We start from the raw sequence: 263 nt of genomic DNA, 5'->3' as shown, positions 1-263 counted from the left end.
CAACAGGATCCTTCGTACCCACCTCACCCATGGCCTGTCCCTTCTTCACCGATGCGGTGCACGAGACCAGCGGCAGCCTCTGCATCGGCTTCGTCATGCGTCACCAGGATGACCGGCAGTCCGGCATCGCGCGCCTTGGCGAAGACGAGATCGCGCATTTGCGCGCGCAGGTCCGTGTCGAGCTTGGAAAAGGGCTCGTCCAGGAGAAGCAACCTTGGACGCGAAACCAGTACTCGCGCCAGGGCGACGCGCACTTTCTGTCC

1 protein-coding gene is annotated in these 263 nt (G+C 63.1%); it reads right to left on the bottom strand.

Annotated elements, in window-relative coordinates:
• Window positions 1-23 precede the first annotated feature (23 nt).
• On the bottom strand, window positions 24-263 hold a 240-nt coding region (locus tag R0J92_RS23825), incomplete at its 5' end, for an ATP-binding cassette domain-containing protein (RefSeq protein ID WP_411053495.1).

This window comes from Tritonibacter sp. SIMBA_163, assembly GCF_046535935.1.
Classification (GTDB): Bacteria; Pseudomonadota; Alphaproteobacteria; order Rhodobacterales; family Rhodobacteraceae; genus Epibacterium; species Epibacterium scottomollicae.
This window is presented reverse-complemented; position numbering and strand designations above follow the sequence as displayed.